Origin of the sequence: Corynebacterium sp. HMSC069E04 (assembly GCF_001813175.1) — a bacterium.
Taxonomy (GTDB): domain Bacteria; phylum Actinomycetota; class Actinomycetes; order Mycobacteriales; family Mycobacteriaceae; genus Corynebacterium; species Corynebacterium aurimucosum.
Map to the genome: position 1 here is coordinate 151,217 of NZ_KV811696.1, position 21,697 is coordinate 172,913.

20 protein-coding genes are annotated in these 21,697 nt (G+C 60.0%); 6 read left to right on the top strand and 14 right to left on the bottom strand.

Annotated elements, in window-relative coordinates; all coding sequences use genetic code 11:
- Positions 1–58: 58 nt before the first annotated feature.
- The 10 genes from HMPREF2896_RS10690 to HMPREF2896_RS10735 all read right to left on the bottom strand — a co-directional run bounded on the left by HMPREF2896_RS10690 (position 59) and on the right by HMPREF2896_RS10735 (position 11,819).
- Complete coding sequence (locus tag HMPREF2896_RS10690) at positions 59–1,015, bottom strand: ROK family protein (RefSeq protein ID WP_070643669.1); 957 nt, start codon at positions 1,013–1,015, stop codon at positions 59–61.
- A complete protein-coding gene (locus HMPREF2896_RS10695) occupies positions 1,008–2,171 on the bottom strand; it encodes a glycosyltransferase family 4 protein (protein ID WP_070711470.1) in 1,164 nt (387 codons plus the stop codon). Before HMPREF2896_RS10695 ends, HMPREF2896_RS10690 begins: the two co-directional genes overlap by 8 nt.
- Positions 2,172–2,174: 3 nt before the next feature.
- The gene (locus tag HMPREF2896_RS10700; protein WP_070643663.1) at positions 2,175–3,248 is read right to left on the bottom strand and encodes a C40 family peptidase; all 1,074 of its coding nucleotides are present in this window, start codon (positions 3,246–3,248) and stop codon (positions 2,175–2,177) included.
- Positions 3,249–3,407: 159 nt separating this feature from the next.
- Positions 3,408–4,043: a C40 family peptidase gene (locus tag HMPREF2896_RS10705; protein ID WP_070445698.1), complete on the bottom strand. Its 636-nt coding sequence runs from the start codon at positions 4,041–4,043 to the stop codon at positions 3,408–3,410.
- Between the two features lie 1,281 nt (positions 4,044–5,324).
- The gene (locus tag HMPREF2896_RS10710; protein ID WP_070445213.1) at positions 5,325–6,947 is read right to left on the bottom strand and encodes a cytochrome bc1 complex cytochrome b subunit; all 1,623 of its coding nucleotides are present in this window, start codon (positions 6,945–6,947) and stop codon (positions 5,325–5,327) included.
- Positions 6,947–8,167, bottom strand: coding sequence for a cytochrome bc1 complex Rieske iron-sulfur subunit (locus HMPREF2896_RS10715; RefSeq protein WP_070445210.1), 1,221 nt, complete (start codon positions 8,165–8,167; stop codon positions 6,947–6,949). The genes HMPREF2896_RS10710 and HMPREF2896_RS10715 overlap by 1 nt, the downstream gene beginning before the upstream one ends.
- Positions 8,164–9,051 (bottom strand): cytochrome bc1 complex diheme cytochrome c subunit, encoded by an 888-nt coding sequence (locus tag HMPREF2896_RS10720; protein ID WP_070719495.1) that lies wholly within the window; start codon positions 9,049–9,051, stop codon positions 8,164–8,166. Before HMPREF2896_RS10720 ends, HMPREF2896_RS10715 begins: the two co-directional genes overlap by 4 nt.
- A 67-nt stretch (positions 9,052–9,118) precedes the next feature.
- Entirely contained in the window at positions 9,119–9,703 is a 585-nt protein-coding gene (locus HMPREF2896_RS10725) for an aa3-type cytochrome oxidase subunit III (protein ID WP_010190575.1), read from the bottom strand.
- Between the two features lie 585 nt (positions 9,704–10,288).
- Complete coding sequence (locus tag HMPREF2896_RS10730) at positions 10,289–10,720, bottom strand: aa3-type cytochrome oxidase subunit IV (protein WP_070445207.1); 432 nt, start codon at positions 10,718–10,720, stop codon at positions 10,289–10,291.
- Between the two features lie 19 nt (positions 10,721–10,739).
- On the bottom strand, positions 10,740–11,819 hold the full coding sequence (locus HMPREF2896_RS10735) for an aa3-type cytochrome oxidase subunit II (protein WP_070445204.1): 1,080 nt from the start codon (positions 11,817–11,819) through the stop codon (positions 10,740–10,742).
- Positions 11,820–12,173: 354 nt separating this feature from the next.
- Here HMPREF2896_RS10735 and asnB point away from each other — a divergent pair, with 354 nt between their 5' ends.
- Positions 12,174–14,096 (top strand): asparagine synthase (glutamine-hydrolyzing), encoded by a 1,923-nt coding sequence (gene asnB / locus HMPREF2896_RS10740; protein WP_070719496.1) that lies wholly within the window; start codon positions 12,174–12,176, stop codon positions 14,094–14,096.
- Between the two features lie 67 nt (positions 14,097–14,163).
- On the opposite strand, the gene HMPREF2896_RS10745 is transcribed toward asnB, so the two are convergent.
- On the bottom strand, positions 14,164–14,508 hold the full coding sequence (locus HMPREF2896_RS10745) for a HesB/IscA family protein (RefSeq protein ID WP_010190580.1): 345 nt from the start codon (positions 14,506–14,508) through the stop codon (positions 14,164–14,166).
- Positions 14,509–14,688: 180 nt separating this feature from the next.
- Between HMPREF2896_RS10745 and HMPREF2896_RS10750 the strand changes: the two genes are divergently transcribed.
- Together HMPREF2896_RS10750 and HMPREF2896_RS10755 are read left to right on the top strand one after the other, a co-directional pair.
- Positions 14,689–15,381 carry a DUF3043 domain-containing protein gene (locus tag HMPREF2896_RS10750; protein ID WP_070719497.1) on the top strand — a complete coding sequence of 231 codons (693 nt, stop codon included), beginning with the start codon at positions 14,689–14,691 and terminating at the stop codon, positions 15,379–15,381.
- Between the two features lie 12 nt (positions 15,382–15,393).
- Entirely contained in the window at positions 15,394–16,311 is a 918-nt protein-coding gene (locus tag HMPREF2896_RS10755) for a nicotinate-nucleotide--dimethylbenzimidazole phosphoribosyltransferase (RefSeq protein WP_070719498.1), read from the top strand.
- A gap of 9 nt (positions 16,312–16,320) precedes the next feature.
- Here the strand turns inward: HMPREF2896_RS10755 and HMPREF2896_RS10760 are convergent, their stop codons facing one another.
- Entirely contained in the window at positions 16,321–17,424 is a 1,104-nt protein-coding gene (locus tag HMPREF2896_RS10760; RefSeq protein ID WP_070719499.1) for a branched-chain amino acid aminotransferase, read from the bottom strand.
- 165 nt (positions 17,425–17,589) lie between these two features.
- On the opposite strand from HMPREF2896_RS10760, the gene HMPREF2896_RS10765 reads away from it, so the two are divergent.
- Positions 17,590–19,089 carry a leucyl aminopeptidase gene (locus HMPREF2896_RS10765; RefSeq protein ID WP_070719500.1) on the top strand — a complete coding sequence of 500 codons (1,500 nt, stop codon included), beginning with the start codon at positions 17,590–17,592 and terminating at the stop codon, positions 19,087–19,089.
- Positions 19,090–19,137: 48 nt separating this feature from the next.
- On the opposite strand, the gene HMPREF2896_RS10770 is transcribed toward HMPREF2896_RS10765, so the two are convergent.
- Complete coding sequence (locus HMPREF2896_RS10770; protein WP_070719501.1) at positions 19,138–20,412, bottom strand: glutaminase; 1,275 nt, start codon at positions 20,410–20,412, stop codon at positions 19,138–19,140.
- Between the two features lie 28 nt (positions 20,413–20,440).
- On the opposite strand from HMPREF2896_RS10770, the gene HMPREF2896_RS10775 reads away from it, so the two are divergent.
- Positions 20,441–20,983 carry an isochorismatase family protein gene (locus tag HMPREF2896_RS10775; RefSeq protein WP_070719502.1) on the top strand — a complete coding sequence of 181 codons (543 nt, stop codon included), beginning with the start codon at positions 20,441–20,443 and terminating at the stop codon, positions 20,981–20,983.
- A gap of 20 nt (positions 20,984–21,003) precedes the next feature.
- Here the strand turns inward: HMPREF2896_RS10775 and HMPREF2896_RS10780 are convergent, their stop codons facing one another.
- The gene (locus tag HMPREF2896_RS10780) at positions 21,004–21,411 is read right to left on the bottom strand and encodes a hypothetical protein (protein ID WP_010190593.1); all 408 of its coding nucleotides are present in this window, start codon (positions 21,409–21,411) and stop codon (positions 21,004–21,006) included.
- Between the two features lie 148 nt (positions 21,412–21,559).
- Here HMPREF2896_RS10780 and HMPREF2896_RS12540 point away from each other — a divergent pair.
- The coding region (locus HMPREF2896_RS12540; protein WP_371325891.1) for a biotin/lipoyl-containing protein at positions 21,560–21,697 on the top strand (138 nt) is incomplete at its 3' end.

Sequence of the window (21,697 nt, forward strand, 5' to 3'; positions counted from 1 at the left end):
GTCCTATCTGTATGTGCCGAACAGGCAGTGCTGCCCGGTGAAAGAAAAATGTGCGGTGTTAACCTCGGTGCTCCTGGCGGGCGAGATCAGCGACTCCGATCATACCTGCCGCCGAACCCAACTTCGCGGTTGCGACTCGGGCCAGGGGCCTGTGACCGGCCCCGACAATCTGGCTAGCCATGGACTCCCGCGCTTGATCTAGGTAAAGATCCGCGTCCTGGGACACCCCGCCGCCGATTACAATCAGCTCTGGATCGAGCACATCTGCCACCATGGACAACCCCTGCCCGAGCCACTGGCCGAAGTTCTCCATGACGGCCAATCCCAGTGGATCACCTTGTCGAGCCGCAGCGGTGATCTCCTCGCCGGAGGGGTTTAGCGGAAGGGCGGTATCATAGTCGCCGCGCAATTCCTCGCAGGTATCCGGCAATGCGGTGCCGGAGGCGTAACGCTCGAGGCAACCACGCTTGCCGCAGGAGCACAGGCGCCCACCCGGTGACACGACAAGGTGCCCAAACTCTGGTGCGGTACCGAAAGCTCCTCGGTAGATTGTGCCGTTAGTAAAAAGCGTGGCACCAATGCCGGTTCCCACGGCAAAAAAGACCCAGTCCTTCGCACCCCGTCCAGCACCGAAGCGCCATTCCCCCCAAGCAGCCGAGTTAGCATCGTGTTCTAGGCGAACCGGGATGTCCATACGGTTGCTGAGGATCTCGCGTACTGGGGCATCACGCCACGGCAAATGCGGTGCGAAACGAACGACTTCACACTCGGGATCCAAAAAGCCTGCGAGAGCAAGCCCCACGGCCTCGATGTCATGGGATGCGGCCAGATTGTCTACGCAGCGCACGATGTCATCTTCGAGTGTTTGCGCATCCGTGGCGGTGGGCACACTCAGCGAATCCACAATCTCTCCGGAGGGATCAATCACCGCAGCACGCAGGTTGGTTCCACCGATATCGAACCCGATGGTGAGGCCAGCGTGGCCGCCTTCAGCGGAGGGAAAGTGTTCAAGCATGACTAGTAGGATATACCGCGTCCTGCCCACGATCACATTCAAGAACCTCACGCAATCGTGCGCCCATAATCTCCCACGTCCAATGCTCTTCCACGTGGCGCCGTCCAGCTTCCCCCATACGGTGGGCGCCGGGGACGTCGCCAAGCAGCGTGCACAACGCTAGCTCAAGCTCCGGCACCGAGGAACCGCGCACAACTATGCCCGTCTCCGGCGTTACTGTCTCCGGCGCACCGCCGGAATCCCCTGCAACGACTGGTAGGCCCGCCGCCTGCGCCTCTAGGTAGACAATTCCCAGGCCTTCGACGTCGAGGCCGCCACCCCGGGTGCGCGCCGGCATGGCAAACACGTCGGCGGCGTGTAGCGCCATCCGCAATTCCGCCGTATCCCGTGCTTCCTGCACCACGGCGTCCGGGCAGTACAGGCGCGCAAGCTCACGCACAGTCGACTCATAACGACCGCGCCCGATGATGAGCAACTGGGCATCTGGAATTCGCGCGCGCACTTCCGGCATTGCGCGCAGCAGCTGGTCTTGGCCTTTCCGCGGGACCAGGCGGGAGATGCAGACGATGACCGGGCCTGGGCCTAGCCCGAAGTGCTCCCGTGCTGCTTGTTTCTCTTCCGTAGTAGCCGGGGTGAAATCCTCTAGGTTGACCGCCGAGGGCAGGTGCACCCACCGGGCACGCGTGCCGAACGCGGGCTCGAGCCTGTTGCGCGTGTACTCAGAGATATACGTGATGACATCGGCATTCTGACCGATTCTGCGCAAGGCTTGCCGCGCCAAGGGAAGCATGGACCACCCCACCTCATGCCCGTGCGTCGTTGCCACAATGCGGCTTGCCCCAGCCGCACGCGCGGACGGCGCCATAAGCGCCAGCGGAGCTGCAGCACCAAACCAGACTGTCTCAATGTTGTTTTCACGAATGAGCTGCTGCATACGACGAGCTGTGGCGGGCGTCGGCAACATAATGCTGCGTGGCCAGCGGACCACGGTATAGGGCAGCGTCGCGTCATACTCCGCGGCAGCGTCACTATCTTGAGTCGAGGCGAAGACCACGACATCCTGCGGGTTGAGGTTGGCTAGAAAATCTCGAAGATAGGACTGAATCCCGCCAATAGTAGGCGGGAAGTCATTGGTAACGAGGAGGGTGCGCGCCATAACCTAGTAACGAACGGCGCCTTGGACGGGCATGGAATTAAGCGGCACCACGGCCACGGGCACACCATAGGTGGAGGCGTGAACCACTTGGCCATCCCCGATATACATTCCCACGTGGGTCACGCCGGGATAGTAGCCCACGATGTCCCCTGGCTGCAGCTGATCCATCGGCACTGGAGTGCCACCGGCAAGCTGCGCCTGGGAGGTACGTGGAATGCTCTTGCCCATCTGTTGGTAGCTCCACACCATGAGACCCGAACAGTCAAAGGCATCGGGACCGGTAGCACCCCACCCATAGGGAGCGCCGATGCGGGTAAGAGCGGCCTCGACGGCGGCGGAGCCAGAGCCATCAGCCAACGCGGCTAAGTCAAGACCGGAAGACCCGCCGAAGTGCTGGATCCACGCCTCCCGCGCTTCGGGGCTGAGGCCATCAACGGTGACTTCTAGTTCCTTCTGTTGTTCCTCCAGCTCGGCCTTTTCCTTGAGAACAGTATCCCGCTGTTCCTGCAATTCATCACGCTTGCGGCGGGCTTCCGCGGCAGCATCGACAGCTTCCTGGTGCGCATCATCTGCGGCGGCAGAGGCAGCTACCATCGCAACTTCTTCACGTTTCGCAGCCTTGGACAACGCGCCCAGGTAGCCCATGCGCTCGACCGCGCTGGCGACGTCATTGGCGTTAAGAGCAGCCGAAACTGAGGTCGATGCAGCATTCCTGCGATAACGCTTTTGCGCGAGCGCATCGATGCGTTCCTGTTGCGCAGCTACCGCCGCGGAGGCGTCCTCGGAACTGCGGTGCGCTTCCTCGGCCTTGCGGTCCAACTCTTCAATGGCCTTCTCCGACTCGGCGAGCTCATCCTCAAGCCCCTTGACCTCTTCACCCTTGGCAGACACGCGCTGGGCGACGTCCGCCATACGCTCAATGAGGCCAGGGAGATCTTCAGGCTCCTGCGCTTGCGGGGTGCTTTCTTGCTGCTCCGGAGAAACCTCCTGGGACATAGCCGATGGTGAAAGGACGGCTACTGGAACGGTGCTCAAGGCAAGTGCAGCGACCGCACACGCAAGGCCACGACGCGACATGGGTACCCCCCGAAACTTAGAGAAGGTTAATAGCTGACTGGATCATACCCTCAGTCGAGCAAAAACATAACGGCTACAAGAATAGCCGAGCCCCTTCCCTACCCTCACCATCAACATGGCAAGAGCAGCGGAAGGGGTTGAAAAGACTACCCAGCGCGCTTAGAAGCGAACTGCGGAGTGAATCGGCATGTAGTGCAGGGAACGCTCGCCCACCGGGGTGCCGGAGTTCAGAGCGTCAATGATGGTGCCATTGCCAGCGTAGATGCCGACGTGGGATGCACCGGAGTAGTACACGATGATGTCGCCCGGCTGCAGCGCATCGAGGGACACCGGGGTACCGGCGGAAGCCTGCGCCTGGGAGGTGCGCGGGATGGACACGCCAGCCTGCTGGTAGGCCCAGGATGTCAGACCAGAGCAATCGAAGGCGCTCGGACCATTAGCACCGTAGACGTACGGGGAACCGATTGCGGAACGAGCGGCTGCGAGCACCTTCTCACCAACAGACTGGGACGGTGCCGGGGCCGGGGCTGCGGCGGCCGGGGTCTCAACAGCAGCGGCGTAGCCGCCACCCTGGTTAGCCTTGAAAGCCGGGATGTAGCGGTCAACGTTCGGCAGCTGCTGAATGTTCGGGACACTCTCCAGGCCGGCAACGTCGAAGCGGATGTCGGTGTTCGGAACGACAACCTCGGCGGCGTTGGCGGCTGCCGGGGTGACAACCGCTGCGGTTGCTGCGATAGCAGCGGTGGATGCAATGCGACGGGTGTTCAGGTTGCCCTGACGACGGTGCTTAGCCACGAATTTAAACTCCAAATCTTCCTGCGCGCCTACTTTTCTCCGCCAAGAGGACAACCTTGCGTTTATCTTCTCTGCAACGCGGATGAAAGCTCTGACCCAAGGGACGGGCCTAGTGTTCGACGATGACCCATTCCTGTAGAGCCATCTCCACTCGGCCCCCGAATTTTTAGGAGGGGCCAGACGCGGCGCTTAAATCTTCAGTTCGTATTGAGCACCGGTGATGTGTACACCGTGTCGGTAACTCAATGTCTCGAATAGGTTACGAAACCATCACAAGCAATGTCGAGTCAGAAACGCAAAACCGACTCCGTTACCGTCCTGTTATCAAATGGCAACCTAAACGACATAGTGCAAAATTCTTCCACTCCAATGCACAATAACTATCGCCGGAAGCTTGCCCTGAGCAGCGACATCAGGGCCTCAGGAACACGCGCAGCCCCCCAGACCATTGCCACACTACGCCAACAGAAAAGCTCCACAAAACTGGCTGTGTAACCTTCGTCACACCGCCGTAATGCGCTTTAACAAAAGCCCCATTTGACCCACCACCAACTCTCATCCGAGCTTCAAACGACACTAATCGCAGAAGGAAATCCGCCCTCCCAGGCCCGCACGCATTCCGCCTCCCATCACTAGCGAACAACGCTGATGCAACAGTAGCCATATATATAGAGAGAAGCACGGGAAGCACACTGTCCAGTCAGCAGGACGCTCAACGCAGCGACGATAATCAAGGGACTCAGCGTTCCATTCGAAATCAACTACTAAGAACGCGCGAAGCCGAAGAGAATAATGAACGCCGGGGCTTGCCGCTTGACTCAGTAGTTGGCGCGAACTTTTCCCTTGAAACTCTTCCGTCCGACGCCCCGCGCTCTATCTCGCGCGACGGTATCGCCGAAAGAACAGATTAGGGAATGCAAAAGGGCTCAACGGCCCTCTAGCCCTACTAGCACCCGCCAGCGGCCCGCATAAGCGGCAAGAATGAGAAAGCGTCCCGTCCATCGCATGGACGAGACTCACTGCTCTATATAGGTCACGCTCTACCCGCGCTACACACGCACAGATAGAAGGCCCCCTACCCCACTTACTTCGTGGAGATCACAGCTTGAGGGAAGCCAAGCAAGCGGAAGACCGCACATGCCTTTCGGGGGGCGGTAAGGAAAAGCCTGACGAGACTTCACCTAATACACCTCAAACAATAAAACGCTGAAAGCCCGCACCCTTCCCTATTATTCGGAAGGCGGTGCGGGCTCTGTGAGCGTGTTTCAGTGAGTGAAGGCGCTAGATGCGGCCATTCTCCTCGTCATCGCGACGGTTAGCCTCGTTGAGCTGACGGAACATCTCCGTCTCCTCAGCGTGGTTCTCGTGGCGAATCTCGTTGACGCGGGACACGATGGCCGGGTCATCGGTGGAGAAGATACCCTGCGTTTCGGAGTCAGCCAGACCAAGCTGGTTAAGCTGCTTCGGAACCTGGGCGCCAGCGTACTCGAGCGGAATCGGGTGGCCGTGGTCATCGACCGGGCCGAGCGGCTGGTGAACCTCGATGAAGGCACCGTTCGGCAGCTGCTTAATAACGCCGGTCTCAATACCGTGCTCCAGCACCTCGCGGTCGGAGCGCTGCAGACCAACGCAGATGCGGTAGGTCATGAAGTATGCAATCGGCGGCAGGACAATCAGACCGATACGGCCAACCCAGGTCATCGCATTCAGCGAGATCTGGAAGAAGTGTGCCACGTGGTCGTTACCACCAGACAGCGTTACCAGCAGGAAGAAGACGATGGCAGCCGCACCGATAGCGGAGCGAACCGGAACGTCACGCGGGCGCTGCAGAAGGTTGTGGTGAGCGTCGTCGCCCGTCAGCTTCTTCTCAATGAAGGGGTAGGCGAAGAGCAGGACAACCATCAGGCCACAGAGCAGTGCGACCCAGAATGCAGACGGAATGGTGTAGTTGCCGATGTAGAGCTCCCATGCCGGCATGACACGAGCAACACCGTCAGTCCACAGCATGTAGATATCCGGCTGGGAACCAGCGGAGACCTGGGACGGGTTGTACGGGCCAAGGTTCCAGATGGCGTTAATCGTCATCAGACCGGAGATAAGAGCCAGCACGCCGGCAACCATCATGCCCATGCCGATGGCCTTCGTGGCGAAGACCGGCATAATGCGGACACCGACAACGTTGTTCTCAGCGCGACCCGGTCCAGGGAACTGGGTGTGCTTCTGGAACCAGACCATGATGAGGTGCGCTGCGATGAGACCCAGGATGATGCCCGGGATAACCAGCACGTGCAGGATGTAGAAGCGGTCCAGCATCAGGTCGGACGGGAAGTCGCCACCGAAGATGGCCCAGTGCAGCCAGGTACCGATAATCGGCAGACCCAGGATGATGGCGGACATGATTCGCAGACCAACACCGGAGAGCAGGTCATCCGGAAGGGAGTAACCGAGGAAGCCCTCGACCATGCCCAGCAGGATCAGAGCGCAACCGATAATCCAGTTGGCCTCACGCGGGCGGCGGAACGCACCGGTGAAGAAAATACGCAGCATGTGGGCAATCATGGACATCATGAACATGAGTGCTGCCCAGTGGTGCATCTGGCGAACGAACAGGCCGCCGCGCACCTCAAAGGAAATATCCAGAGCCGTTGCATAAGCACGGGACATCTCGACGCCGTTCAGCGGAGTGTAGCCGCCGTCGTAGATGACCTTCGTGATGGAAGGATCGAAGAACAGCGCCAAGTAGATGCCGGTCAGCACCAAGATGATGAAGCTGTACAGTGCCATCTCACCGAGCATGAAGGACCAGTGAGTGGGAAAGACTTTGTTGAGCTGGGTACGCAGGACGCCGGCAGCGGAGTACCGCTCGTCCATGTTGTTACCCATCTGTGCAAGTTTGTTACTCATTATGACTTACGCTCCCAGAATGCAGGTCCGACGGGCTCGATGAAGTTGCCCTTAGCAATGAGGTAGCCCTCTTCGTCCACGTCAATCGGCAGCTGCGGCAGCGCACGGGCGGCCGGGCCGAAGACCGGCTTGCCGTAGTGCAGAGCATCGAACTGCGACTGGTGGCACGGGCAAAGAATGCGGTTGGTCTGAGCCTCGTACAACGAGGTCGGGCAACCAATGTGGGTACAAATCTTGGAGTAGGCGTAGTAATCGCCGTAGTGGAAGTCTTCCTGTCCCTTGCGCTCGATGGCCTTCTTGGCGTCATCGTTGCGCAGGCGGATGAGCATCACGGCGTTACGGTTGCCATGGATGGAGTGCATGTGGTTGGTGTAGACGTCCTTGTCCTCGGAGTACTCCGCACCATCATTGACATCCTCAGCAGCCAGCGGGAAGACAGTCTCCATACCACCGGCAGCGAGATCCTCCGGGCGAACACGCACCAGGCGGGTGACGCCGCGCGTGGTGTAGTGAGAGCCGGACTCACCCTCGTGCATCTCTGCGATGGTACCGGTGTCGCGAGCGAGATAGAGCTTGACGCCCTTCTCGTGCATGGTCCAGCCGGAGGTCCACAGGGTGCCATCACCGGTGTAGTCCAAGTCGTGGCGCTTCTTCCACGGGTTGTTGATAGCGCCGCCGAGCGGAGCGATAACGGTCAGGCCGAAGAGAACGCCGGCACCACCGAGCAGACCCTTGATGGTCTTACGACGACCCAGAGTCGAGGTGGTCCAGGAATCATTCAGCAGCGCGGTCAGCGTGCGACGGTCAACCTCATCAGAGGGGCCATCGTGACGACGCTGAACGGAAATCTCCTCGGGGAGAATCTTCTTGACGTACTGAACAATGGCAAAGCCCAGGCCCAGGATGCACAGACCAGAGGTCAGGCCAAGCAGCGGGGTGTACAGGGTGTGCCACCACAGGCCATCCTCACCCAACATCTTGTACTCCCACGGCCAGAAGAGGTACACGCCGAGGAAAGCGATACCCATCAGGACGGAGATGATCAGCCAGAAGGTGACATTGCCAGCAGCGCGCTTCTCAGCGGGATCGCCCTCGACTGGGAAGCGCTCCTTGCGGAATGCGACGGTGACATCATCCAGCTCGGTACCGAGCGCTGCGAGCTCGTCGTTGCTCATAGCATCGAGCTCTTTACGAGAGTAATTCTTCTTTACGTTACTCATGAGCGAGATCCAATCCACATAGCGGCAACGCACAGAAGGCTGATGCCGATGATCCACATTGCCAGGCCCTCAGCCACCGGACCGAGGCCGCCGAGCGACCAACCAGCCGGAGACGGGGTTTCCTTCGCAGACTTGAGGTAGGCGATGATGTCCTTCTTCTCATCTGCGGTCAGCTGACGGTCAGAGAACTTAGGCATGTTCTGCGGACCGGTCAGCATTGCCTGGTAGATCTCCTGCTCGTTGGCCGGGTCGAGCGGCGGCGCGAACTTACCGGAGGAAAGAGCGCCTCCCCTACCGGTGAAGTTGTGGCAGGACGCGCAGTTCATACGGAAGAGCTCGGAGCCCTTTGCTACGTCCTCGGCCTGGATCTGGCCGTTGTAGTTAGCGCCACGCAGGGACTCCTGCGCAACGGAGCCATCCTCGTCGTAGACGATGTCGGCACCGCCACCGTTGGCAGCGACGTAGGCGGCAAGCGCCAGGGTCTGCTGCTCGGTGTAGCGCGGAGTCTTGCGCTCAGCCTGAGCGTCGTTGGACATCATCGGCATACGGCCGGAGTGAACCTGGAAGTACACGGAGCCGGCGCCAATACCAACGAGGGAAGGACCACGGTCCTGGATACCCTGCAGGTTCGCACCGTGGCAGGTGATACAAGCGACTTCGTAGATGTCCTTGCCCTCTTGAACGAGTGCCTGGTCATCCTTTGCGGCGGTGGCCACCTGTGCGTCAGGGGTCAGGGCGGAAGCCAAGACACCTGCGCCAGTGAGCCCGATGCTCAATGCAAAGACGCCAGCAAGCGTGCGCCTCGCCTTGCGGCGACGGCGGGTCTTCTTAGCCGCGGCAGCGGTGTCTTCCACTGCGGCGGGCTGCTGGATGTTATCCATCATTTTCCTTTAGATAACTCGTACATGGAGATGAATGACTGTAGGCCGGCTATTCTCCGGCGACTACGGCCTACTGAACTAGGTAGATGACTACGAACACGCCAATCCACACAACGTCAACGAAGTGCCAGTAGTAAGACACTGCCATTGCCGCGGTGGCCTGTGCAGGCGTGAACTTGGAGCGAGCAATGCGCGCCAAGATAATTCCGAAGGCGATCAGACCCGCAGTCACGTGTGCCGCGTGGAAACCGGTCAGGATGTAGAAGACCGATCCGAAGACACTGGACTGAACAGTGAGACCTGCCATGATCAACTCTGTCCACTCGAACGCCATGATGCCCAAGAAGACAACACCCAACGCGATGGTTACCGAGTACCAGAGTCGGAGCTTGTAAACGTCACCCCTTTCTGCTGCAAACACGCCGAACTGAGAGGTCACGGAGGAAAGAACCAGGACACTCGTAATGAGGAAGCCCATGGGCACGTTGATGTGCGCCGTGTGCTCTGCCCAGTCACCCTCCTGGCCGTTCGCACGCGAGGTGAACCACATCGCGAACAGTCCAGCAAAGAACATCAATTCCTGAGACAGGAACACGATGGTGCCGACGCTGACCATGTTGGGTCGGTTCAGCGCGGCAACACGTGGTGCTGCCATACCTTGGTTAGAAACTACGCTCGTCACGCCTAACAGTATGGCTGGTCTGACCGCATAAGTCATCTCATTTCCCCCCGATTTTTTTGAGGCCACGACCTAGACCTTCACAGTTTTCACCCCGGACAGGAACTATAAATCTTCCAGGAAGTAGTCGGGAACTTTTTAGCGCGCTTTACGACGCCCCATCCCTGCAGGTAGTGAGTCTTGGCAACGCATGTTGTGAAGCCAGCAACAGGACAAGAAGAGGTACGGTTCGCCCGCAATCCGGCACGGGGCGGTCCTTCCCTAATGAGATAAATCACACCCACCCCCATAGGCGAAAGTGCAGGACTGCAACTTTCGGTTGACCCCCGTAAAAATGGCCGTTAACGTGCTGGAATTCTAAGCCCAGACCTCCAGGTACACGCTTTCGGCGGCCGCCTGCTTCCCCCAGCGCCCCACCCATAGCGATATTTTTTCGACTTGTTGGGAACTTTCCGCAACGCAGTACGACGCAGTCTTATCAACGACAAAACCTCCGCCACGAGGTGTGGCGGAGGCTTGAGAAGTCGTGACGCTAGAAAGCGCGGCAGAAAAGGTTAAGCCTTAGTGCTTTTCCTTCGGAAGGCCATACTGCAGAGACAGGCCGGTCACGGAGGTGACGAGCAGGACTGCGCCCAAGATGATCATCCAGAAGTAGAGGAAGATAATGCCTAGACCAAGAACTGCGATTGAACCGGTCATGCACAGCGGCCAGATGGAGCTGGGAGAGAAGAAGCCGAGAATACCAGCTGCGTCTTCAGTCTCCGCTTCTTCCCAATCTTCCGGCGCGATGTCGGAACGGTTATCGGTGAAGTGCAGGTAGCCACCCAGCATGAGGCAGAGCAGCATAGCGAGGACCATGCCCACGATGCCGACCCACTCGGTGCCGTACATGTAGCCATCATCCTTGACGTAGTTAACGCCAATGATGTAGACGATGAGCGACACGAAGAGGTAGGTCGCGATGGAATAAAAGACCTTAGATGTTGCACGCATTTTCTATCAGTTCCTTTTCTTATGCCGCCTCAGCGGTGTCGACAAAGTTGTCGGCATCGCGGGTGTCGCGCAGAGAGTTGAACGGAGCGGTGGTAACTGCGTAGGGCTCTTCACCGATGTGCTCGAGAGCCTCGGCGTTGGTTGCCTGCGGGTTCTCCTCACGGAACTTGAGGTACTCGTTGAAGTCTGCGCGGTCAACGACGCGAATCTCAAAGTTCATCATGGCGTGGTAGGTACCGCACATCTCAGCACAGCGACCAACGAAGGCGCCCTTTTCCTCAATCTTCTCTACCTGGAAGCGACGCTCCTGAGAGTTGTTCTCCGGGTGTGCGTAAGCATCGCGCTTAAACAGGAACTCCGGAACCCAGAAGGAGTGGGAAACATCGCCGGAGGCGAGGCGGAACTCAATCGGGGTGTCTACCGGCAGAACCAGCACCGGAACCTCTTCGGTGGTACCAACGGTCTCAATCTTGTTGAAGTTGAGGTAAGAGATATCGCCCATGGACTTACCGTGGATCGGGTTCGGGTTCTCAGTACCCTCCGGATCCATGGAAGATTCCTCAGCGAGCTTCTGGCGCTCAGCATCGGCACCATCGTAGTTCTCGCCATCAACCTTGTTCTCGGCGTAACCGAACTTCCAGTTCCACTGGAAAGCCGTGACATCGACGGTAACCTCAGGGTTCTTATCCAATGCCGTCACCTTCTGCTGTGCCTGAACCGTGAAGAAGAACAGGCCCATAATGATGAGAATCGGAATGATGGTCAGAGCCATCTCCAGCGGCACGTTGTACTGCAGCTGCTTGGGGAACTCGCCCTTACCAGCCTTCTCAGCCTTCTTCGCATTCCAGCGGAAGATAGCGGTGAGGAACAGACCCCACATAATGAAACCGATGATCCATGCAGCAACCCAGACCCAGATCCAGAAGTTGTACATCGAGGTCGCCTCAGGGGTCACGCCCTTCGGCCAACCCATACCAAGGAGGTTCTCAACGGCCGTCGGTGCTGCGACGTCACAACCCGCCAGAGCTAGACCGCCCAGAGCGATGACGCCCGCTAGGCCCGCCTTACGGCCGAGGTTGCGTTGCTTACGCTGTCCCACGTGTGTTCTGCCTTTCTGTGCACACAAACTTCTCGAATACTCACAGAGCATTCCTACCCAATCAGGATAGAGGATCCTGCCTGAATTTCAGACCTTTTCACTGGACTGATTAGACGCTGGCTCCGCTCTATAAATAGTGAACGTACGGGATGTTACCGGCCCACCTGCACAAGGTCACACCGACTACCCCACCCTCCCCCTACCCGCTATGACCCAATTCACAGAGCACATAGCTGTACATCATCCGAAAGTTCGCACCCTAACGGGGAGCGCGGCGCGGGGTTCGCAGATCCTCCAGATCCGGCCGTAAAGTGTGTCAAAGATGAAGCTTGATATATAAGGAGAAGCAAGTATATGTGCGGACTCTGCGCGCTACTGAGCGCCGATCGCAATGCCGCCCAGCACCTGGAGGCCCTCGAGCAATCCCTCCAGTGCATGCGCCACCGCGGCCCCGACGCTGCTGGCACCTGGCATGACGAGGATGCAGCCTTCGGCTTTAACCGTCTATCCATTATCGATCTAGAACACTCAAACCAGCCGCTTCGCTGGGGCCCTGAAGACAACCCCGAGCGCTATGCCCTCACCTTCAATGGCGAGATTTATAACTACGTGGAGCTGCGCGAAGAGCTTAGTGCCGCCGGCTATACCTTCAATACTGAAGGCGATGGCGAACCCATCGCCGTCGGCTACCACCATTGGGGCAAGGACGTTGTCGAGCACCTGCGCGGCATGTTCGGTTTCGTCATCTGGGATACCGAAACTCGGACCATGTTCGCCGCGCGCGACCAGTTTGGCATCAAGCCCCTCTACTACGCCACCACCGACGCCGGCACCGTTTTCGCCTCTGAAATGAAGTGCATCCTGTCGATGGCCGATTCGCTGGGTCTAGATCTCAGCCTTGATAAGCGCGCCATCGAGCACTATGTGGACTTGCAATACGTGCCTGAGCCGGAGTCCCTCCACGCCACTATTCGCCGCGTCGAGTCTGGCTGCACCGTAACGCTTCGCCCTGGCGAAAAAGTTGTATCGGAGCGCTACTTCAAGCCCCGCTTCCCCATTCAACCTGTGAAGCAGGGCGAGGAGCAGAAGCTCTTCGATAGGATTGCGCGGGCATTGGAGGATAGCGTCGAGAAGCACATGCGTGCCGATGTGACCGTCGGTTCCTTCCTCTCCGGCGGCATTGACTCCACCGCCATCGCAGCCTTGGCCAAGCGCCACAACCCGGACCTCCTCACCTTCACCACCGGATTCGAGCGCGAAGGCTACTCCGAGGTCGACGTCGCGGCCGAGTCTGCCGCCGCCATTGGTGTCGAGCACATCGTTAAGATTGTCTCCCCCGAGGAATACGCCGAGGCTGTTCCGAAGATCATGTGGTACCTGGACAACCCCGTGGCAGATCCCTCTCTTGTCCCCTTGTACTTCGTGGCCCAGGAAGCCCGTAAGCACGTCAAGGTAGTGCTGTCTGGTGAAGGTGCCGACGAGCTTTTTGGTGGCTACACCATCTATAAGGAGCCGCTCTCGCTAGCTCCGTTCGAGAAGATCCCCTCCCCGTTGCGCCGCGGCTTAGGCAACCTCTCACAGGTCCTCCCCGAGGGAATGAAGGGCAAGTCCCTGCTCAACCGCGGTTCCATGACCATGGAAGAGCGCTACTACGGCAACGCCCGCTCCTTCAACTTCGAGCAACTCCAGCGGGTGCTCCCGTGGGCCAAGCCGGAGTGGGACCACCGCGAGGTTACCGCTCCGATTTATGCGCAGTCCCAAGACTTTGACCCGGTAGCCCGCATGCAGCACCTCGACCTGTTTACGTGGATGCGCGGCGATATTTTGGTCAAGGCCGACAAGATGAACATGGCCAACTCCCTCGAGCTGCGCGTTCCTTTCCTGGACAAGGAAGTATTCAAGGTCGCGGAAACTATCCCCTACGACCTCAAGATTTCGCACGGCACCACCAAGTACGCGCTGCGCAAAGCCATGGAGCAGATTGTCCCGCCGCACGTACTGCACCGCAAGAAGCTGGGCTTCCCGGTTCCTATGCGCCACTGGTTGGCCGGCGATGAGCTTTATGGATGGGCCCAGGATCAGATCACGGAGTCTCAGACCGAGGACATCTTCAACAAGAAGGAAGTTCTGGAGATGCTCAAGGAGCACCGTGACGGAATCTCCGATCACTCCCGCCGCCTGTGGACGGTGCTGTCCTTCATGATTTGGCATGGCATCTTCGTGGAAGAGCGCATCGACCCGAAGATTGAGCAGCGCGATTACCCCGTGAAGCTCTAATAAAATAGAGAATAAAAATGAAGCCCTCGCCATATGGCGAGGGCTTCGACATATCGTCTATGTGACTTTAATTGAAGGAGTCACCGCAAGCGCAGGAACCGCCAGCGTTGGGGTTATCGATGGTAAAGCCCTGGGCCTCAATGGTGTCGGAAAAATCGATCTTGGCGCCAGTGAGGTAGGGGATGGACATCTTGTCTACGACGAGGTTGACGCCGCCAATGGAGTCCACCTTGTCACCATCCAGGGTGCGGTCATCGAAGTAAAGCTGGTAGCGCAAGCCCGCGCAGCCGCCCGGCTGGACAGCAATGCGCAGTGACAGATCATCGCGGCCTTCCTGATCAAGCAGGGACTTTGCCTTGGCCGCAGCGGCCTCGGTCAGGATTACTCCGGTTGCAGACGCGGGAGCGGTCATGATTTCTCCTCTTATGTTTACGGAATTTTTTCTGGAGCCCACCCTACCCCCTCATACAAGAGGAAGAAAGGATGCCTCACAGTTCACTAGTGGTTCACTGGTGCCCTGTTCCCTGACCACAACGCTATCTCCCGCGGGCCTATTCCCGTTATGTCCGCGCGACCTTGTACGCTAAACAGCGTGAAACTTCCGTGGCAAAAAGATGACAAGACTTCTTCCCCCGCCGAGCGCACCCCGGCGCCGGAAGAGCAACCCGCCGCCGAGAAACCGCACCGCAAGGGCTACACGCCGCCGAAAGGCCGCCCCACGCCTAAGCGTGATGCGCAGGAAATCGCCCGCGGCGTCAAGCGTGATCCCCGGGGAATGTCGGACGCGCAGCGCTACCAGCACCGCAAGGAACTCAAGGCTTCCATGTCTAAGGCAGAGTGGAAGGAATATAAGCGCAAGGAGCGCCAAGAGTCCCGCGAGCGCAACAAGGTGGCACAGGAGCGCATGGCCGCTGGTGACGAGCGCTACCTCCTCGCCCGCGATAAGGGCGAGGTCCGCCGCTACGTGCGCGATTGGGTAGATTCCCACCGCTTCATTAACGAGTGGGTCATGCCCTTTGCCATCGTGCTGCTGGTGCTCATGTTCGTCAGCACCCGGGACCCGCGCCTGTCCCAGATCATCTCGATTGGCGCCATGGCGGTCATCGTAGTCTTCGCTGTCGAGGGATTCTGGCTCGCGCGTAAGTGCAACAACGCAGTGCGCCTGAAGTTCCCCGGCACCACCGAGGCCGGTTTTGGTCTAGGGTTCTACGCGTACTCCCGCGCCTCCCAACCGCGCAAGTGGCGCACGCCGCGTCCGCAGGTGGAGCGCGGAGCTACCGTCTAAGCCGGAGGACACATGCCTGAATTCACCGCGGTTCCCCAGCTGCGCCCTTCAACCGCAGCTCAACCAAACCGCATGGCAGAGATTGCTGCATGGCTGGCGGCAGCGCAGGATTCTCCGCAGGCCACACCTCTTGAGCGGCCCCGGGCCATCGTCTTTGAAGACGCCCGGCCCACTGCCGAACGCACTGTCGACGGCGTGGGTATCACGCAGCATTCCCCCACTGATGAGGAACGGTGGCGCGATAATCTCCTCAGCGCTGCACAGCGGGCAGGGGCGGGCATCGACTTCGTCGAGTGCACCAGCGGCGACTCCGAAAACTCTGAACCGTACGACAGCACTACCGCCATGTCCCCTGCGGAGTGCGAGTCCTTCCTCAGCCTAGGCATGACCACGGCAGATCGGGAGATCGATTCCGGCGCCGACCTGCTCATCGCGTCCGCTTGTGGAATCGACACGGAGACCGTGGCCACCAGTGTTATGGGCCGGATCACCCACACCGAACCGGTAGCGATCGTGGGAACGAATACTCTCGCCAGCGGTATCACGGATGCGATGTGGAAGGCCCGCGTGAGCGTTGTGCGCGACTCCATGTTCCGTGCCCGCAACCTAGAGGGCTGGGAGGTCGTGCAGACCATCGGTTCCCCGGCTCTCGCGGCGTTGGTGAGCTTCATCGCGCAGGCCACGGCGCGGCGAACGCCGATGCTTATCGACGGCCCCCTGGCAGCCACCGCCGCCGTCCTAGCCGAGCGCACTGCGCCCGGTGTGAAGGGCTGGCTTCGCGCGGGAACCACCACCCCCGAACCGTCACACGCCCTCGCTCTCAAGGAGCTGGGGCTTAACCCACTGCTTGATTTAAACCTGAGTGAAGGTTTCCCCCTCGGCGCGCTCGCGGCCTTGCCGCTGGTGCAGCTGGCCGCCGAGCTCGCCTAGGCAGCCCACTTATTTAGCTTCAACCAGCGTGTGCAGCCAGCCGTGGGTATCCTCCACGGACCCGCGCTGGATGCCGGTGAGGCGCTCGCGCAGCGCCATCGTCGTGGCACCGGCCTCATCGTTGTTGATGTGGAAGTCGGTATCGGTGCCCATAACGTGGCCCACCGGGGTAATAACGGCTGCGGTTCCGCAGGCAAAGGCCTCCACCATGGCGCCGGAGGCAACGTCCTGCTCCCACTCCTTGTAGGTGATGCGGCGTTCTTCCACCTTCAGCCCCATGTCTTCGGCCACCTGCAGCAGAGACTTACGGGTAATACCCGGCAGCAGCGAGCCCGACAGCTCTGGGGTGACCAGGGTCTGGTTTCCCTCTTCGCCGTAGACGAAGGCGAGGTTCATGCCACCCATTTCCTCGATATAGGTGCGCTCGATAGCGTCCAGCCACACCACCTGGTCGCAGCCCTTCTCCGCTGCCTGCGCCTGCGCGAGCAGCGAAGCCGCGTAGTTGCCGGCGAATTTCGCTGCACCGGTGCCGCCGGGAGCGGCGCGTACATAGTCGGTGGACAGCCAGACGGACACCGGCTTGATACCACCGGAGAAATACGCGCCCGCCGGGGAGGCGATGACGACATAGCGGTAAGAATGCGCCGGGTGCACGCCCAGGGAGACATCAGTAGCGATCATGAAGGGGCGGAAGTACAGGGCTGCCTCGCCGCCAGCCTCGGGGACCCAGGCCTGGTCGACGTCGACAAGCTGGCGCAGGGATTCAATGAACTCCTCCTCTGGCAGCTGCGGCATTGCCATGCGCTCAGCAGAGGCTTGCAGACGCTGCGCGTTCTGCTCTGGGCGGAAGGTGGCGATGCTGCCGTCAGGCTGGCGGTAAGCCTTGATGCCCTCGAAGATGGCCTGGCCATAGTGGAAGACGGTAGAGGCCGGGTCCATACTGAACGGCGAGTAAGGGCGCACCTGCGCGTCGTGCCACCCCTTGTCCTCAGTCCAGTCAATCGTCACCATGTGGTCGGTGAAGTACTTACCAAAGCCCGGGTTCGCCAGAATCTCCTGCAGGCGCTCCGGGGAGGTGGGGTTATCAGTTCGCGTCACGGTGTAATTCAACATGCCTCACAGCGTACTCCCCAGACACCTATAGAAGTGCAGAAATGCCCAAGCGAAATACCGAGTGACATAGTCAGTCTTCGTGCACATTGCCCTTCCGCGTTCCACGTCATGGACACGGGTAGGGTGTGAGGAGTATCCCATTGTCATTTTCTCAAGGAGGACATCGTGGCTTCTTCCACGTTCGAACTGCCCGCACGCGGCTTATTCCCCACCGTTGAGTTGGCCAAGAAGGCCCCCAAGCAGGCGGACGCCCTGCTCATCGCTACCTTTGCTGGTGAGGAGGGGCTCGAGGTGCCGGGTACCTCTCTGCTCGGTTCCTCCGCGCTGCGCTCGACGTATGAGGCTCTCGCCGCCGTGGGCGCGACGGGTAAGGCCGGGGAGCTCGTGAAGGTTCCTGCCCCACAGAAGGCAGGTGCCGCCCAGGTCATCGCGCTGGGTTTGGGTGACGTTGAGGCGCTCGACGATGAAGCTCTGCGCCGCGCCGCCGGCAGCGCCGCTCGCGCTACTGCGGGCGTGGGCACCATCGTGACCACGTTGGCGGACTTCGGCGTTACGGCCGCCGTTGAGGGACTCATCCTCGGCGGCTATGCCTACCGCGGAATCCGCTCCACCGATCTCAAGGACAAGGAACAGCCCGCCACCTTCGTGGTCGTGGCCGATAAGTCTGTCTCCGAGGAATTCGAGGCAGCCCGCACCGTGGCCGAGTCTGTCTTGCTCGCCCGCGACCTGGTCAATGCCCCCGCCAACGAGCTTTACCCGGAGTCCTACGCCAACTTCCTTTCCGGCCAGGCCAAGGAGGCTGGTCTTGACGTCGAGGTTCTCGATGAAAAGCAGCTGGAGAAGCAGGGCTTCGGCGGAATCTTGGCCGTGGGCAAGGGCTCGGCCCGCCCACCGCGCTTGGTACGCCTGAGCTGGAAGCCCAAGAAGGCCAAGAAGCACGTGGCCCTCGTGGGTAAGGGCATCACCTTCGATACCGGCGGTATTTCCTTGAAGCCGGGCAATGGCATGTGGGACATGATTTCGGATATGGGCGGCTCCGCTGCCATGGCGGCCACCATCATCGCTGCGGCCAAGTTGAAGCTGCCGGTTCAGATCACCGCTACCCTGCCGCTGGCGGAGAACATGCCGGGCTCTGGTGCCACCCGCCCGGGCGATGTCATTACCCACTACGGCGGCCTGACCTCCGAGGTCCTCAACACCGACGCTGAGGGCCGCCTCGTGCTGTCGGACGCCATCGCCCGCGCCAGCGAGGATAAGCCGGACTACCTCATTGAGACCGCAACCCTTACCGGCGCACAGATCGTGGCGCTGGGTTCGCGCACCTCCGGCATCATGGGCTCCGAGGTTTTCCGCGATCGCCTGGCCGAAATCGGCCGCGAGGTGGGTGAGAGCGCCTGGGCCATGCCGCTGCTGGAAGAGCACGACGAGGAGATCAAGTCCCAGGCCGCGGACATCCGCAACATCAACGCTAAGCGTGAGGGCGGCATGGAATTCGCCGGTACATACCTCAAGCAGTTCGTGGGCGAGGGCATCGAGTGGGCCCACATCGATATCGCCGGCCCGTCCTGGAATGGTTCCGCCCCGCGCGGCTACACCCCGAAGCGCGCTACCGGTGTGCCGGTGCGCACCGTGGTGGCAGCGCTGCGCGAGATCGCAGAAGCCTAGATCAGAGCGTCGTCAATTCGGCCCTTCGTGTGAGCGGCTTTAGGCCGCTCACACTTCTTCGCCGGCGATGACGTAGTCCTCCTTGTCCGCCAGCGGGAGGACGGTGCCATCTGACATGGCGCGGTCGGTGACGAGCCCGTCATCGTCGACAAGCGCGACCTCGTTGTCTTCCTCACGCAGGCGGCGCAGGCCTTCCTTGAGCATGCGCCGGCCCACCTTGTGCAGCCCAGAGACCTGGGAGAAGTCCAAGGCCAAGCGCTTGCCGGAGAACTGGCGCTCCTCCAGCTCGTGGAGGATGGCTTCCGTGGCGGTGAAGTTGATATGACCCTGCAGGCGGATGATCGCCGTCTCCTCATCTTCATCAACGCTGCGTACTGGGTGCACACCGAAGCGGTTCTCTGTGGACATCAGGTGCAGACCCATGTCCGAGGAAAGCTCGCGGAAAATTGCGGTGCCGCGCACGCTATTTCCCTGCTCATCGAGGCGCGGAGAGAACGTCGCCACACCAATCTGGCCCGGCAGGGTACCGATGAGACCGCCGGATACGCCGGACTTCGCGGGGATTCCTACTTCCGTCATCCAGCGCCCAGCGCCGTCGTACATGCCGCAAGAGCTCATCACCGCCAGGGTCATGCGGCAAACATCGGCGTCTAAAATCTTCTCTCCTGTTACCGGCTGGCGCCCACCATTGGCCAAGGTCGCGGTCATGACAGAAAGGTCGCGCACATCGACCGACAGCGCGCACTGCGAGGTATAGGACAGTACGGCGTCGTGAGCATCGTCCTGAATGATGCCATAGGAGCGCAGCATGTGTGCGAGGGAGAGGTTACGCTCGGCATGCTCAAGTTCGGAGTCACACAGGCGCTTGTCGACGTCCACCTCGCGCCCCGCCAATTGGGATATGAAGGCGCGAATCTTTTCCACGCGGTCCTCCACGCTGGAGTCCACGCCGTTGATGAGCTGGTTGACCACGATGGCACCGGCGTTAATCATCGGGTTCACAGGGCGATGATCCTTGGCGAGGGAAAGCTCGTTGAAAGCCTGTCCAGAGGGCTCGAGGCCGACGACATCACGCACCGCGTCCAAGCCCAGCTCACTCAAAGCGAGGGCGTAGACGAATGGTTTTGAAATGGATTGGATGGTGAAGCGGTTTTCCGCGTCACCGGCGCTATACAGGTGGCCTGTCACAGAGCACAGAGCAACGCCCAACTGGTCTGGGTTTGCGCTGGCTAGTTCCGGGATATAGTCCGCGACTTCTCCGGAATCATGATCGTGAACGCCATCTAAGATTTTCTGTAAATAAAAAGGAATCGGTGTTTTCATCGCTTCCCAGGGTATAGAATTGCCCCGTATGACACCTGCACTCATCATTGTCGATGTCCAACATGATTTTTGCCCCGGCGGAGCCCTCGGCACCGAACGCGGCAACGAAGTTGCTGAGCGCATTGGCGCTCTCCAAGCCTCCTATGAAACTGTCGTAGCCACACAGGATTGGCATATCGATCCAGGCACCCACTTCTCCGAGAATCCCGACTTCGTTGATACCTGGCCCACCCACTGCGTCGCCGATTCTTATGGCGCCGCCATGCACGAGGCCATCGCACCCGCCCAGGCCTACTTCAAGAAGGGTGAGTACACCGCCGCCTACTCGGGCTTCGAGGGCGCGGCCGACGGTGTTCCCCTGGCAGAGTGGCTGCGTGAGCACAACGTCACCGCCGTGGACATCGTTGGCATTGCCACCGACCACTGCGTGCGCGCGACGGCTGCCGACGCCCTTCAGGAAGGCTTCACCGTGCGGGTTTTGGCGGACTACTGCGCGCCCGTCGACGAGGCCCGCGGCGCTGCCGCCCTGGAGGAACTGGCCAAGGCAGGCGCCACCATCGTTAGCGAATAAGCAACAGACGTTGTGGCTGTTTAGCTATCGCCCTGTTGATTCTGCTGCTGGCGCTGCTCAAAGCGTTCGCGGCGCTCGCGCTGCTCCTCCCGCTTGCGCAGAATGCGCTCTCGCTCGATGCGCTCGCGCATGCGCTGGGGATAGCCAGTCTCTTCGACGTCATACACATCGCAGCGCAGAAGCTTGGCCACCGCGTCAATCCCTTTGGGTCCACCAATGCGGCGGCGGATGAAGGCGCCGCTTTCATCAACCACGACGACCGACATCTCGTTGACCACGGTCTCCGGCTCCACAAATGCCTCAATATAAGCCCGCCCCTGCGCCCAAGCTTGGAGCTCCTGAGCGTCTTCTGCGCGAATGGTCTCCCCCGGCGCGCGGGGCGGGCGCAGTTGGGACTTAGAGCTATTGCGGCGGAAGGGGTTGAACATGGCTCTTTAGCCTACCGGAGGCCACCTTCGGCTTCTTCGTGCGGAGGTTGCCCCAATTCACCCCACCCATGCGCAGCTTTTATAAACACGCTGTAGAATCAATCACTAGCGTTTCACTAATTCCAACTTTCGAGGAGTCTTAACACTTATGGCACACTCTGTTGTGATGCCCGAACTGGGCGAATCTGTAACCGAAGGCACGATTACCCAGTGGCTGAAGTCCGTCGGTGACACCGTCGAGGTCGACGAGCCATTGCTCGAGGTCTCCACCGACAAGGTCGACACC